At 67.6% G+C, this 14110-nt stretch carries 12 protein-coding genes; 9 read left to right on the top strand and 3 right to left on the bottom strand.

Annotation, left to right across the window (positions count from 1 at the left end; all coding sequences use genetic code 11):
* The first annotated feature begins 94 nt into the window (after window positions 1-94).
* From QSJ19_RS23195 to QSJ19_RS23180, 4 genes are all read left to right on the top strand, one after another.
* Window positions 95-415 carry a putative quinol monooxygenase gene (locus QSJ19_RS23195; RefSeq protein ID WP_286323370.1) on the top strand — a complete coding sequence of 107 codons (321 nt, stop codon included), beginning with the start codon at window positions 95-97 and terminating at the stop codon, window positions 413-415.
* Between the two features lie 164 nt (window positions 416-579).
* Window positions 580-1773: a thiolase family protein gene (locus tag QSJ19_RS23190; RefSeq protein ID WP_286323369.1), complete on the top strand. Its 1194-nt coding sequence runs from the start codon at window positions 580-582 to the stop codon at window positions 1771-1773.
* Window positions 1766-2428, top strand: coding sequence for a TetR/AcrR family transcriptional regulator (locus tag QSJ19_RS23185; protein WP_286323368.1), 663 nt, complete (start codon window positions 1766-1768; stop codon window positions 2426-2428). The genes QSJ19_RS23190 and QSJ19_RS23185 overlap by 8 nt, the downstream gene beginning before the upstream one ends.
* Window positions 2429-2494: 66 nt before the next feature.
* Entirely contained in the window at window positions 2495-3646 is a 1152-nt protein-coding gene (locus tag QSJ19_RS23180; RefSeq protein ID WP_286323367.1) for an acyl-CoA dehydrogenase family protein, read from the top strand.
* Between the two features lie 57 nt (window positions 3647-3703).
* Here QSJ19_RS23180 and QSJ19_RS23175 read toward each other — a convergent pair whose 3' ends face one another.
* Window positions 3704-5359, bottom strand: coding sequence for a class I adenylate-forming enzyme family protein (locus QSJ19_RS23175; protein WP_286323366.1), 1656 nt, complete (start codon window positions 5357-5359; stop codon window positions 3704-3706).
* Window positions 5360-5486: 127 nt separating this feature from the next.
* On the opposite strand from QSJ19_RS23175, the gene QSJ19_RS23170 reads away from it, so the two are divergent.
* The 5 genes from QSJ19_RS23170 (at window position 5487) to QSJ19_RS23150 (ending at window position 11538) form a co-directional block, all read left to right on the top strand.
* Window positions 5487-6326: a TetR-type transcription factor C-terminal domain-containing protein gene (locus tag QSJ19_RS23170; protein ID WP_286323365.1), complete on the top strand. Its 840-nt coding sequence runs from the start codon at window positions 5487-5489 to the stop codon at window positions 6324-6326.
* A gap of 147 nt (window positions 6327-6473) precedes the next feature.
* A complete protein-coding gene (locus tag QSJ19_RS23165) occupies window positions 6474-7430 on the top strand; it encodes a cyclase family protein (RefSeq protein WP_286323364.1) in 957 nt (318 codons plus the stop codon).
* Window positions 7427-9085: a class I adenylate-forming enzyme family protein gene (locus tag QSJ19_RS23160; RefSeq protein ID WP_286323363.1), complete on the top strand. Its 1659-nt coding sequence runs from the start codon at window positions 7427-7429 to the stop codon at window positions 9083-9085. The genes QSJ19_RS23165 and QSJ19_RS23160 overlap by 4 nt, the downstream gene beginning before the upstream one ends.
* 154 nt (window positions 9086-9239) lie before the next feature.
* Complete coding sequence (locus tag QSJ19_RS23155; RefSeq protein WP_502876329.1) at window positions 9240-10382, top strand: serine hydrolase domain-containing protein; 1143 nt, start codon at window positions 9240-9242, stop codon at window positions 10380-10382.
* A 91-nt stretch (window positions 10383-10473) separates the two neighbouring features.
* Entirely contained in the window at window positions 10474-11538 is a 1065-nt protein-coding gene (locus QSJ19_RS23150) for an alpha/beta fold hydrolase (RefSeq protein ID WP_286323361.1), read from the top strand.
* A 504-nt stretch (window positions 11539-12042) separates the two neighbouring features.
* On the opposite strand, the gene QSJ19_RS23145 is transcribed toward QSJ19_RS23150, so the two are convergent.
* Both QSJ19_RS23145 and QSJ19_RS23140 read right to left on the bottom strand, forming a co-directional pair.
* The gene (locus QSJ19_RS23145; protein WP_286323360.1) at window positions 12043-12684 is read right to left on the bottom strand and encodes an endonuclease domain-containing protein; all 642 of its coding nucleotides are present in this window, start codon (window positions 12682-12684) and stop codon (window positions 12043-12045) included.
* Between the two features lie 48 nt (window positions 12685-12732).
* Entirely contained in the window at window positions 12733-14094 is a 1362-nt protein-coding gene (locus QSJ19_RS23140) for an FMN-binding glutamate synthase family protein (RefSeq protein ID WP_286323359.1), read from the bottom strand.
* Window positions 14095-14110: the final 16 nt, after the last annotated feature.

Genomic DNA, 14110 nt, shown 5'->3' with positions numbered 1-14110 from the left:
AGGGTCACCGGCGGGGCGTCGTCACCTACCGTCGGTGAGCGGATCGACTCATCACCGATCCCCGACCGACCCATCAGAACAGGGAGTACCACACATGTCAGCAGTCATCGTCGTCGCCACCATCTCACCGAAGCCCGGCGAGGAGGCAGCCGTCCGGGACGCCGTCCTGGCCGCCATCCCGCAGGTACACGGCGAGCCCGGCTGCGACACCTACGCCCTGCACGAGGCCACCGGCGATTCGACCGACCTCGTGATGATCGAGAAGTGGGAATCGATGGAGGCTCTCGCCACCCACGGCGGCGCACCAGCGCTGACTGAACTCGGCAAGGCGATCGGCTCCCTGCTCGCGGGTCCGCTCGATGTCAAGACGTTCAGCGCCGTGCCCGCGGGTGACGGTGACAAAGGCGCCCTCTAGGACGAGGCCGCACGAGGCGAACCTGCGGACTGTTGATTCCGCGGGTTCTGGCGTGCTAGACAAGTAGAACGAGCGTTAGATCGGCGCTGTCACGTTGACGTCGCACCGATGGTCTGCGCCGATGATCAGCCCGTTCCGGTCAACACCACCCTGGGAGGACCCTCATGCCTGAAGCCGTCATCGTCGACGTCGCCCGCCTCGCGTCCGGTAAGGGAAAGCCCGGCGGCGCCCTCTCGGAGACGCAGCCCGTCGAGCTGTTGGCACATGTGCTCAAGACCCTGGTCGAGCGCAACAACCTCGACCCCGCCCTCGTCGACGACGTGATCGGCGGATGCGTCGGCCAGGCCGGCGAGCAGGCGCTGAACATCTCGCGGACCGCGCTGCTGTCCGCCGGGTTCCCCGAGTCCGTGCCGGCCACCACGGTCGACCGGCAGTGCGGATCCAGCCAGCAGGCCGCCCACTTCGCCGCCCAGGGCGTCATCGCCGGCGCGTATGACGTCGTGATCGCCGCGGGCGTCGAATCCATGAGCCGGGTACCGATGGGCTTCACCACCGTCGGGCGCAGCCCGTACGGCCCGAGCATCGCTGCCCGTTACCCCGATGGCCTTGTCGGACAGGGCATCTCGGCCGAACTGGTCGCTGCGAAGTGGAAGTTCGACCGCGACACCCTCGATGCATTCGCCGCACAATCCCACCAGCGGGCCGCGCAGGCGGCGGCGGACGGATTCTTCGACCGCGAGATCATCCCGATCGACGTCACCGACGCCGACGGTGCGCAGATCACCCACACCGTCGACGAGACCGTCCGCGCGTCGACCACGACCGAGGGCCTGTCCGGGCTCAAGTCGTCCTTCCACTCCGAGGAGAGCGCGCAGCGATTCCCGGAGATCAACTGGCACATCACGCCCGGCAACTCGTCACCGCTCACCGACGGAGCGTCGGCCGCCCTGATCATGAGCGACACGATGGCCGCCAAGCTCGGCCTCACCCCGCGCGCACGGTTCCACTCGTTCGCGCTGGCCGGCGACGACCCGATCTTCATGCTCACCGCGCCCATCCCGGCCACGCGCAAGATCCTGGAACGGTCGGGCCTGTCCGTCGACGACCTCGACGCCTACGAGGTCAACGAGGCGTTCGCGTCGGTGCCGCTGGCCTGGGCCCACGAGTTCGGCGCCGACCCGGCGAAGCTGAACCCGCGCGGCGGTGCAATCGCCCTCGGCCACGCGCTCGGCTCGTCGGGCACGCGACTGCTCGCGACACTGGTGAACCACCTCGAGGCGACCGGCGGCCGCTACGGGCTGCAGACCATGTGCGAAGGCGCGGGCATGGCGAATGCCACGATCATCGAACGTGTCTGACACCGTCTCTGCCACCACAGGACCCGCAGTCGCCGACGACACCCTCGACGACTGGCGGGTGATCGTACCGATCACCCTGCCGGTCACGCTCGCAGCCGCCAAGGAGTCGTTTCACAACCGCGGCTTCCACGGCACCTCGATCCGCGACATCGCGTCACGGGCCGGGGTGTCGCTGCCGACGCTCTACTATCACCACGACAACAAGCAGGGCATCCTCGTCGCACTCCTCGAAGCGGGCATGACGTCGGTGCTGCGGCGCGTGCGTGCGGCGATCGCGGACGGCGCGACACCCACCGAGCAGTTGTCGAACGCCATCGAGGCGATCGTCCTGCACATGACCGCGGACCTCGAATTGGCCAGTGTCGCAAGGGAGCTGCGCTACCTCGACGCGGACAACGAGCATCGCCGTCATTACGTCGGCATGCGCACCGAGGTCGAGGATCTGCTGGAAGGTGTGCTCCGCGACGGCATGTCCTCCGGTGACTTCCACCTGGACGACGACGTCAAGGAAGTCCTGCGCTACCTTCTCGGCGCCTGCCAGGAGGTGACCACCTGGTATCACCACGGCGGCCCCCGCACCCCGGCGGAGATCGCCACCTCGTACGCGGCGACATCGCTCCGAGCGGTCGGAGCCGAACCGCCGCAACGAGACTGACCACCGTCGAACAAGCACAACCGATGATCGACGACAACACCGAGACACCCATCTGAGGAGCGAACCATGAAGCGCACAGTCTTCGAACCCGAGCACGAACAGCTCCGCGCGAGCGCGCGCGAGTTCCTCGCCCGCGAATGCGCCCCGAACGTCGAGAAGTGGGACGCCGCAGGCCAGGTGGACCGCGAGTCCTACCTGAAGGCCGGCGAGGCGGGGCTGCTCGGCTTCAACATCCCCGAGGAGTACGGCGGCGGCGGCGTTTCCGACGATTTCCGGTTCAATGCGGTCGTCGTCGAGGAGTTCGCGCGCTTCGGCGGCGCGGCCCCCGGCCTGAGTCTGCAGAACGACGTCCTGGTCCCCTACTTCCTCAACCTCGCGAATGAGGAGCAGCGCAAGCGCTGGATGCCCGGAATGGCAACGGGCGAGACGATTCTCGCCGTCGCGATGACCGAGCCCGGCGCCGGAAGCGACCTGGCGGGCATCAAGGCGTCCGCCAAGCTCGACGGCGACCACTACATCCTGAACGGTAACAAGACCTTCATCTCGGCCGGTATCAACTCCGACCTCGTCGTGGTGGTCTGCCGCACCAACCCGGATCCCTCGGCGGGCCACAAGGCCTTCTCGCTGCTCGTCGTCGAGCGGGACATGGAGGGCTTCGAGCGGGGCCGCAAACTCGACAAGATGGGCCTCAAGGCGGCCGACACCGCGGAGCTGCACTTCACCGACGTGCGCGTGCCGCGGGAGAACCTGCTCGGCGAGGAGAACAAGGGCTTCTACCACCTGATGCACAACCTGCCGTCGGAGCGCCTCTCGATCGCGATCGGTGCGATCGCGGGCGCCCGTGCGGTGCACGAGGAGACCTTGCAGTACGTGAAGGACCGCAAGGCCTTCGGCAGGCCGATCGGCACCTTCCAGCACAACCGATTCGTCGTCGCCGAGCAGTCCACAGAGCTCGACATCGCCGAGCAGTACCTCGACCGCTGCCTGCAGGCCGTCGTCGACGGTGAGCTCACCGCCGTCGACGCATCGAAGGCCAAGTGGTGGTGCACCGAACTCGCCAAGAAGGTCATCGACCAGTGCGTCCAGCTGCACGGCGGCTACGGCTACATGAACGAGTACCGGGTGGCCCGCGCCTACACCGACTCCCGCATCCAGACGATCTTCGGCGGAACCACCGAGATCATGAAGGACATCATCGGTCGGGATCTGGGGCTGTAACCGCTCCCCACATGAAGACCCGTTGAAGGGTGTGCCGGATTCCGGCACACCCTTCACCTATCCGCGAAGCTTGCGCCGCAACAGCTTCCCGGTCGCCGACCGGGGCAGCGAGCCGACGAGCTCGACCTCACGCGGATACTTGTAGGCCGCCATCCGCTCGCGGCAGTACCCGACCAGATCCGCCTCGGTGACGGTCGCGCCCGGCCGTGGCACCACATACGCCTTGGCCGTCTCACCGCGATAGTCGTCGGGTATGCCGACAACGGCGGCCTCCGCGACGTCGGGATGACGGCCGAGCACCAACTCCACCTCGTGCGGCCAGATCTTGTAACCGGCCGCGTTGATCACGTCCTTGCTCCGGTCGACGACGTAGAACCAGCCGTCGGCATCCATGAATCCGATGTCCCCCGTGCGCAATTCGCCGCCAGTCAGCGCTGCCGCGGTGGCCTCGGGATCGTCCCAGTACCCGCCGATCACCTGCGGACCGCTCGTGATCAGCTCACCGATCTCCCCGACCGGGAGATCGCGGCCGTGATCGTCGACGACCCGGACCACCGTGTTGGACACCGGGAGCCCGACCGACAGGACACCGGTCTCGTCGTCCACCGGTGCACGCAGTTCGGCGGGCACGATGTGTGATGGCGAGGTGGTCTCGGTCTGACCGTAGATGTTGTGGACATACCCGCCGAGGGCCTCCTCCAGACGTTCGGCGACGACCGGATCGATCGGTGCGCCACCGGAGTACCGCAATCGCAGGGACGACATCTCGGCGGGTGTGATGTCGGACTCGTCGGCGAGACCGATGTAGGCGGTGATCGCCGCGACGGAGAACGCCGGCCGGTACTCACGGATCGCATCGGCGACCACGCCCGGATGGATGCGGTGGGTGAGAACGACCGGGGACCGCAGCAACATCGACAGTGTCACCGCCCCGACGAGTCCGGTCACGTGGAAGATCGGCGCCAGCGCCAGGATCGGCTCGCCGTCCCGCAGGCCGGTCCAGTCACGGTAGGTCTGCGTGTTGAACGTCAGGTTCGCGTGGCTGATGCGGGCGCCCTTCGGGAACCCCGTGGTGCCGGAGGTCGCCAGCAGTGCGGCGACGTCTCCCGGACCGACCGGACGACGCCGCGGCGCCGATCCGTCGTGGCCGGCCACCAACTCGGCCAGGTCGATGGTGTCGGCCGGCCGACGTCGCCGCACTCCGTCGAACACCCGGGGGTCGTCGCGAGTCTGACCGTCGAGGCCCGATGCGGTGACCACCACCGGGATCGAGACATCGGAATCGGTTGCGAGAACGGGTCGCACGACGTCGGCGTACAGCTCGTCGAGCACCAGCAGGGCGGCGGGTTCGTACCGGCGGAGTAACCAGCCCAGGTCGTCGGCCGTGCTCATCGGGCTGATGGCGGTCGGGATTCCGCCCGCCTTCCACGCGGCGACGAGCCCTATCACGAAGGCCGGATCGTTCTGGACCTGGAGCGCACACCGGTCGCCCGCCCGGAATCCGCGCATCATCAAGAGAGTCGCGAGAGCGTCCGACGCCCGGTCGAGCTGGGACCATGTCGTCGTGGTGCCGAAATAGTGCAGCGCCGGATCGTCGGGAGCGGCGCGCACGGCGGTATCGAACATGTCCATCGCGGTGCCGTGCTCCACCCGGAGGTGTGCCGGCCGGTCACCGTAGTGCGCGAGCCACGGCCGGTCGTCGTATGCGCTCACCCGACCTCCACCCCGTTCCCGACCGGTTCCTCACCGCGCCGCACTCGAATCACTGCGCGCTCCCGTATCTGCAGCCGTTGTCGGCTGCAGTCTACGACCGAGGGGACGCGGCGCTACCGTGTTCAGTATGGCCGAACCCTCCCCGACCGGTCCCGCGGTCCGCCAAGCCCGCGTCCGAGCCGGACTGACCTTGCGCGGGCTGGCTGCGGGGATCGGAGTCAGTGTCGGGACGATGAGTGCGATCGAGAACGGCAAGGTCGCGCTCACCATCGACCGGCTGCAGGAGATCGCGGAACATCTCGGTGTCACCCCGGCATCCCTGCTGAGCCCGCAACCGCAGCCAGCCGCCCCGGTGGACCCGGTGCCCGCCGCCGGCGACTGGCGTCATTTCACCGATCTCGACCTCGACCCGGCTCTGCGTGCGGCGGTCGAGGTGTTCACCGACCTGGGCTATCACGGAGCGACGATGCGGCTGGTCGCCACCGCCGCCGACAGCAGCGTCGCCGGGATCTACCACTATCACCGCAGTAAGCAGCACCTCCTCGCCACACTGATGACCCGCACCATGGAGGACATCGAATGGCGGGTCGTCGCCGCGGAGGCCGACGGCGACACCCCGGCGGAGAGGTTCGCCCTCATGGTCGAGGCGCTGGCGCTGTGCCACGCTGTCCGCCGAGACCTCGCGTTCATCACCGCCACCGAGATGCGTAGCCTCGAAGAGCCCACGCGTGGCGACATCATCGCGGCACGGCGGCGCCTGCAACGACGCCTCGACGACGCAGCCCTCGGCGCCGCCGCCGACGGCACGTTCGCCACCCCGGATCCCCGCAGCGCGACCCGCGTCGTGGCGACGATGTGCATGGCGCTGCCGTACTGGTTCTCACCCTCCGGGCCGCTGGCCCCGGCCGATGTCGCCCGCGAGTACGCCGACCACGCCGGGGCGCTCATGCGAGTTCAGCCGGGCTGAACCGGAAAGCGTTTGCCCGACAGCCATTTTCGATTTCGGCGAAGCCCTTGACGTGCGCCCCGATACCTGTGATCCTCGTCTCACTGAACATTCCGAACGTTCGCTCGAACCGTTCAGTCCGCGAAACGACTCACTGGAGAGGCGCCCATGACCACCGCACCCGATCTCACCGAACTCCTTGCCGGATCCCCGTCGAACTGGGGCAAGTGGGGCGCCGACGACGAGGTCGGCAGCCTCAACTATCTGACCGCCGGGCAGGTGCTCGCCGGTGTCGGACTGATCAAGAAGGGCGAACTGTTCACCCTGCAGCGACTCATCGGTGATCCCAACGGCGACCCGGTGTGGCCGGGGCGCAGTCCGGCCACGCGCGAGATGATCTTGGACGAGTCGAACTGGGACGAGGGTGGCGACGGACCGGCCTTCCCCGGCGGTCTGCATTACGCCGACGACAAGATCAATGCGTTCCTCCAGGGATCGACGCAGTACGACGCCCTGGGTCACGTCTGGTACGACGGGCAGATCTACAACGGTTACGACGCCCGCACCACCGTGGGCGGACTGGAGAAGGCCAGCGTCGAGCCCATCGCCCAGCGCGGTGTCGCCGGCCGTGCCGTGCTTCTGGACATGGCCCGACATCTCGGCGTCGCCCATCTCGAGGCCCGGCGGACCTTCGACCACACCGATCTCGAGAAGTGCGCCGCCGCACAGGGAATCGAGATCAAGCCACGCGACATCCTGCTGATTCGCACCAACCATCTCGATTTGTTCTTCGAGGACGAGTCGGCGTTCTACGGCGACTTCTGCGAACCCGGCCTGGTGTATTCGCCCGAACTGGTGAACTGGTTCCAGGACAAGGAGATCCCGAATCTGGTCACCGACACGATCGCGAACGAGGTCACCACCGATCCACACTCGGGTGTCGCTCTCGTGCTGCACAACGCCCTGATGCGCAACCTGGGCATCGCCTTCACCGAGATCTGCGACCTGGAGAAGCTCGCCGAGGACTGCGCTGCCGACGGTGTGTACGAATTCTTCTACGTCGCAGCGCCATTGAAGATCCATCGCGCCACCGGCGCGCCGGTGAACCCGGTGGTGATCAAGTGACCTACGCGGACCGGCCGTGGCTCGCCCGCTATCCGGCGGGCAGCCCGGCCGACATCGAGGTCGAACACCCCACCGCCCTCGCCGTCTTCGATGCGGCGGTCGCGGCGGAGCCGGACTCCGCCTTCCTGCACTACTTCGATGCGACGCTGACGTTCGAGGAGGTGAACTCGGCCGCGGACGCGTTGGCCGCCAGGCTGGTGGCCGAGGGTTTCGGCAGCGGTGATCGGCTGGCGGTCTATGTCCAGAACAATCCGGCGTTCGTGATCGGGATCGTCGCGGCGTGGAAGGCGGGCGGCATCGCGGTCGCGATCAACCCGATGAACAAGCAGCGTGAGCTCACCTACATGCTGACCGACTCGGGCGCGACGGCATTGCTGACACTCGACGATCTGTACGTCGACGTCGCCGAGCCGGTGATCGGGACCGGGACGACGGCGGTGCGGACGGTCGTCACGACGTCACCGCTGGATTTCCAGACCCGCGACGATCCGCGGCTGTTCGCCGGTGCGCAACGACGACGCTCCGCCGGCACTCTCGACCTCGTCGAGACGATCGACCGGTTCGACGGCACGCCGCCGCCGACTCCGTCGCCGACCGCCGACGACATCGCCGTGCTCACCTACACCTCGGGCACGACCGGAGAACCCAAGGGCGCGATGAACACCCACGGGAATCTGGCGTTCAACGCACAGACGTACCGGGACTGGACCGGGCTGAAACCCGGTGAAGGCGTGCTGGGTGTCGCGCCGCTGTTCCACATCACCGGTCTCGTGGGTCATGTGATGACGTCGATGCTGGTGCGCGCGCCGCTCACCCTGACCCACCGGTTCGCGCCCGACGTCACTCTCGACGCGATCCGCGAACGCCGGCCGGTGTTCACCGTCGCGGCGATCACGGCGTTCAACGCGCTGTCGGCCGCACCGGGCGCAACGCCGGCCGACTTCGAGAGTCTGCGCGTGCTGTATTCGGGCGGTGCGCCGATCGCACCGGCCATGGCGGATCGCCTGGAGAAGGTGTTCGGCGCCTACATCCACAACATCTACGGGCTGACCGAGACGTCGTCGCCGTCGCACGGGGTGCCACTGGGTGTCCGGGCGCCGGTCGACCCCACATCGGGCGCGCTGTCGGTCGGGGTTCCGGTGTTCAACACGATCGTGCGGGTCGTCGGAGAGGACGGCGACGACGTCGGAGTCGGCGAGATCGGCGAGTTCGCGACGTCCGGGCCACAGGTCGTGCGCGGGTACTGGAACAAGCCCGACAAGACGGCCGAGTCGCTCCCCGGCGGCGAACTGAGGACCGGTGATGTCGGCTTCATGGATCCCGACGGCTGGTTCTACGTCGTGGACCGCAAGAAGGACATGATCAACGCGTCCGGATACAAGGTGTGGCCGCGCGAGGTCGAGGACGTGCTGTACACCCACGACGCCGTGCGGGAGGCCGCCGTCGTCGGCGTGCCGGACGACTACCGGGGCGAGTCGGTCAAGGCATACGTGTCCCTGCAGGACGGAGCAGCCGTCGAGCCGGAGGAACTCATCGCGTTCTGCAAGGAGCAGATGGCCGCCTACAAGTACCCGCGCGAGGTGGAGATCGTCGGCGAGCTCCCGAAGACCGTCACCGGCAAGATCCTCCGACGCGAGCTCCGCGACCAGAGGTGACGGGCCGACGCTGAGGGACACTCGCTGATCGTGACCGGTTGTGGTCTGCGTCCGCTTTCCGACGCAAACCACAACCGGCGACGCGCACGGTGATCTACCGTCAGCCCAGACGGCGAGGCGACATCGCCCGACGAGGAGTGATCCCATGACCGAGATGCCCGAGGTCCGCGGCGACACCGACCCGCGATTCGACAGTGTCCGTGACGCACTGGCAGAGCAGCTCGCATCCGGTGAGGAACTCGGCGCCGCCATCGCGGTGGACATCGACGGCGAGGTCGTCGTCGACATCTGGGGCGGCCACCGCGACGCGGCCCGCACGCTGCCATGGGAACGCGACACCATCGTCAACGTGTGGTCGACGACGAAGGAGATCACCGCCCTCGCGGTGCTCGTGCTCGTCGAACGAGGCCTCGTCGACCTGCATGCTCCGGTGGCGACGTACTGGCCCGAGTTCGCCCAGAACGGCAAGGCGGACATCGAGGTCCGCCACATCATGGCGCACACCTCCGGCGTCTCCGGGTGGGATCAGCCGTTCACCGTCCCCGACATGTACGACTGGGACTCGTCGGTGGAACACCTGGCCCGCCAGGCGCCGTGGTGGGAGCCGGGGACCGCGTCCGGCTATCACGCGCAGAACCAGGGACACCTGCTCGGCGAGATCGTCCGGCGGGTCACCGGCGAACATCTCAAACAGTTCGTCGCCGACGAGATCGCCGGGCCGCTCGGCACCGACCTCCAGATCGGCGCCGGTCCCGAGGACGATGACCGGATCGCCGAGATCATCCCGCCACCACCGCTGGACCTCGATCTCAGCACGGTCTCCCCCGACTCACCCATGGTCAAGACATTCACCGGCCCGGCCGCGAGTGCTGCGGCGGCGAACACCATCGAATGGCGCCGCGCGGATCTCGGCGCGCTCAACGGGCACACCAACGCCCGCGCCCTTGCCCGCACGTTGTCGGTGATCTCCCGAGGCGGCACCGTCGACGGAGTGAACCTGTTGTCGGACAAGACCATCGACCAGATCTTCGACGAACAGGTGCGGGGCGTCGACCTCGTGCTCGGCGTCCCGCTGCGCTGGGGCATCGGCTTCGGCCTGCCCGAACCGGCGACCCTGCCCTACCTGCCCGACGAGCGGATCTGCTTCTGGGGTGGCTGGGGCGGGTCGATGACCATCATGTTCCCCCTGCAGAAGATGACCATCTCCTACGTGATGAACAAGATGGCGCCGGGCATCATCGGGTCGGAGCGGTCGGCCGCATACGCCAACGCGATCTTCGCTTCCCTCGGCACCTGAGGGGTCACCGGGGCACCCGAACGCGGGCCGATCGCCCGGCGCACCGATCCCGTAGGATCGCCCGTCGAGATCATTCGAGGGGGAGACACGCATGCTCGACGGAGTCCGTACGCTGTACCGGTTGACCCGGGGTGAGCGCGTGGCCGAGGATCAGCCGACGCCGCATACGCTCATCGCCGACGACCCGCATCGGCACCTCCGTCGCCACGGCTCCTACGACGACCTCGTGGCCGCTCGGGCCGCAGGTCGCGCTCCTGTTCTCCTCGTGCCGCCGCTTGCCGTCCCTGCCCGCTGCTATGACCTGTCGCCGGACATGTCCGTCGTCGCGTTTCTGCTGTCGACCGGGCGCGTCCCCTATGTGATCGACTTCGGCGAGATGGGTTACGCCGACCGGCATCTCGGGTTCGAGGACTTCTTCGACGACATCGTTCCCGAGGCGATCGAGAACGTCGTGGACGACTACGGGATCGCCGGCACGCGGGTCGATCTCGTCGCCTGGAGTCTCGGCGGGACGGTCTCGTTCCTCACCGCCGGCGCACACCCCGAACTGCCGGTACGGTCGATCACCGCGGTGGCGACCCCGCTCAACTACTCGCTGATACCGCCCTATCCGCTGGTCAAGCAGGTCGTCCGACCGATCGGGGCCAGTCCGGTGCGCTACGGCCTCAAGGCGCTCGGCGGCATCCCGGCACCACTGGTCCGGGTCGCCTACCGGGCGACCGCGTGGCAGCGGGAGATCAAGAAGCCCGGCTACATCATGCGCAACGCCGACAACACCGAGGCGCTGGCACGGATGCAGGTCATCGACTGGTTCCAGGACACGATGCCCGGATATCCGGGCAAGCTCGCCGAGCAGATGTGGGTCAACCTCGTCTACCGTGACGAGATCGCCCGCGGCGTGCTCGATTTCGGCGACCGGACAGTCGATCTGACGTCCATCGCGGTGCCGATCCAGCTGTTCGGCAGCCATCGCGACGCGATCGTCAGCTGGGCCGGGGCCCGGCATGGCGTCGAGTTGTTCGCCGACTCCCCGCAGGTGCATTTCACCACGGTCGAGAGCAGTCATCTCGGTCTCATCGCCGGCACCGACGCGGCAGCCAACACCTGGCCCCGGATCGACGAGTTCCTGACGGCGCTGGACGATCCGACGGACTAGCAACGTCCTGCAGCACGCGTCCGACACCCTGGGCCGCCACCTGAGCCGCGACGACGGGCCACGGCCGATTGCGGCCGGGCGTCGGGACCACCCCGGGCGGCGACCTCCCGGATGCCGGACCGGATCGGGGCGAGCAGCCCGAGGTCCCACATCCGGCGTCCGACGACGAAGGTGTTGTCGGGGCGGCGGGTCAGCGCTCCCCAGGTCTCGAGTTCGCGGACCAGCCGATGTGCGGTCGGGTTCCTGGGTTCCTGAGTTCCTGGGTTCCTGGGTTCCTGGGTTCCTGGAACAGTCGCCAAGCCGCTCCCGGGGAAATGCACCCCGGAAATGCGCCCGACTCAGCGGAGGCATCGACCCTGTGTCGACGGGCTCGCTGCAGGAGGTGCATCTCCGGGGCGCATTCCCGGGGGCCGCAGCTGAAGAGCGGCTTCCCAGGGAGCGTTTCCCAGGAGCATTTCCCAGCGCCACGATCTTGCCGGCACTCATCAGATACGACGTCCGCGATCAGCCCGCCCGACGGCGATGGATCCGCTGCCGCATGATCCGCTGGATGTCGGCGTAGGTGGCCTCCCAGTGCCGAAAGACCTGACCATAGGTAAGGCGGAGCGGGATGTAGCCATCCGCGACCAACAACCGATCCCGCCGACGGTCGGATTCGTAGTTCGTCACACCCGTGTGATGGTCGCGGCTGTCGAGTTCGACCGCGAGACGCTCCCCGACGAGCAGATCGATGTGCCCGACAGCGGGGACATGATGCTGGACCTCGACGGTCACCCCGGCCGCGCGCAGCCTGAGCCGCGCCGCGGTCTCGGTGCCGGATCCGGCCAACTTGTCGCACTTGTCGATCAGCCGACGTATCGAGTGCGGGGAATGCCGGAATTCGGTCCTCAGCTGCGCTTCTGTGAGCTTCCCGTGATTCATCGCCGAATCGCACAGGATCACGAAATCCTTGGCGGAACAACACCGCGCGGCGTAGTGCAGCGCGGTCACCACATCGTCGATCGCGCCGACTGCCGGCGTCGGCCGTCCGTAGCGTCGGCACCGATCATGGGAGTGCCGGCGTCCATAGCGTGTGACGCGCGAATGCACACCCTCGTGTGGATAGATGAGGCTGACCCGGCACATCGTCGCATTCCGTCCCTCCACCCGGGAATGCGCCCCGGAAGAGCTTGCCGGACGACCCTCACCAACCGATCAGAACCCCTGCCCTGGAATCCAACTCGTGCCGGCCAGCGGTACGCGGGCCATCGCCGACGCCTCGATGGTGATCGCCACGAGGTCCTCCGGCTCGAGGTGCTGCAGATGCGCCTTGCCGCAGGCACGCGCGATGGTCTGGGCCTCCATCGTCATCACACGCAGGAAGTTCGCAAGCCGACTGCCGCCCTCGACCGGATCGAACCGCGCAGAGAGCTCCGGGTCCTGTGTGGTGATACCCGCGGGGTCCCGACCCTCGTGGAAGTCGTCGTAGAAGCCCGCCGCCGAACCCAGTTCCTCGTACTCGGCTGCGTATCGTGGATCATTGTCGCCCAGGGCGATCAGCGCGGCGGTACCGATCGCGACGGCGTCGGCACCGAGGGCCATGGCCTTGGCGACGTCGGCACCGTTACGGATGCCACCCGACACGATGAGCTGGACTCCAGAATCCCCCGCCGCTCCGCTCGCCCCGCGTCGGTGAACTCCCAACTCCTGCAGGGCCTGCACCGCCTGCGGGATCGCAGCGAGCGTCGGGATGCCGACATGTTCGATGAACACGTCCTGGGTCGCAGCGGTGCCGCCCTGCATGCCGTCGACGACGACGACGTCGGCGCCCGAGTGCACCGCCAGCTTCACGTCGTAGTAGGTGCGGGTCGCCCCGACCTTGACGTAGATGGGCTTCTCCCAGTCGGTGATCTCACGCAGTTCGTTGATCTTGATCGCGAGATCGTCGGGCCCGGTCCAGTCGGGATGCCGGCAGGCGCTGCGCTGATCGATCCCCTCCGGCAGAGTGCGCATCGACGCGACACGCTCGGAGATCTTCTGGCCCAGCAGCATTCCACCGCCGCCGGGTTTGGCCCCCTGTCCCAGCACGATCTCGATCGCGTCCGCGCGACGCAGGTCGTCGGGATTCATCCCGTAACGCGACGGAAGATACTGGTAGACCAGGTTCTTCGACTGACCACGCTCCTCCGGGGTCATCCCGCCGTCACCGGTGGTCGTCGACGTCCCCACCTCCGACGCGCCGCGACCCAACGCCTCCTTGGCGCCCGCCGACAACGCGCCGAAGCTCATCCCGGCAATGGTGACCGGGGTGTCGAGGTGCAAGGGGAACTTGGCATTCCGCGCGCCGAGCACGACGTCGGTGTCGCACCGCTCGCGGTATCCCTCCAATGGATACCGCGACATCGAGGCGCCCAGGAAGAGCAGATCGTCGAAATGCGGCAACTTGCGCTTGGCTCCCCAGCCGCGGATGTCGTAGATCCCGGTGTCGGCGGCCCGCTGGATGGCGGCGATGGTGGTGCGGTCGAAGGTGGCGGACTCGCGGAGCCCGCGGTGTTCGACGGACAGATTGTCGGTCATGGTGTTCTCCGAGGTC

Origin of the sequence: Gordonia sp. ABSL11-1, from assembly GCF_030315685.1 — a bacterium.
Taxonomy (GTDB): domain Bacteria; phylum Actinomycetota; class Actinomycetes; order Mycobacteriales; family Mycobacteriaceae; genus Gordonia.
The sequence above is the reverse complement of the archived record's forward strand: the minus strand, read 5'-3'. Positions and strand labels throughout refer to the sequence as shown.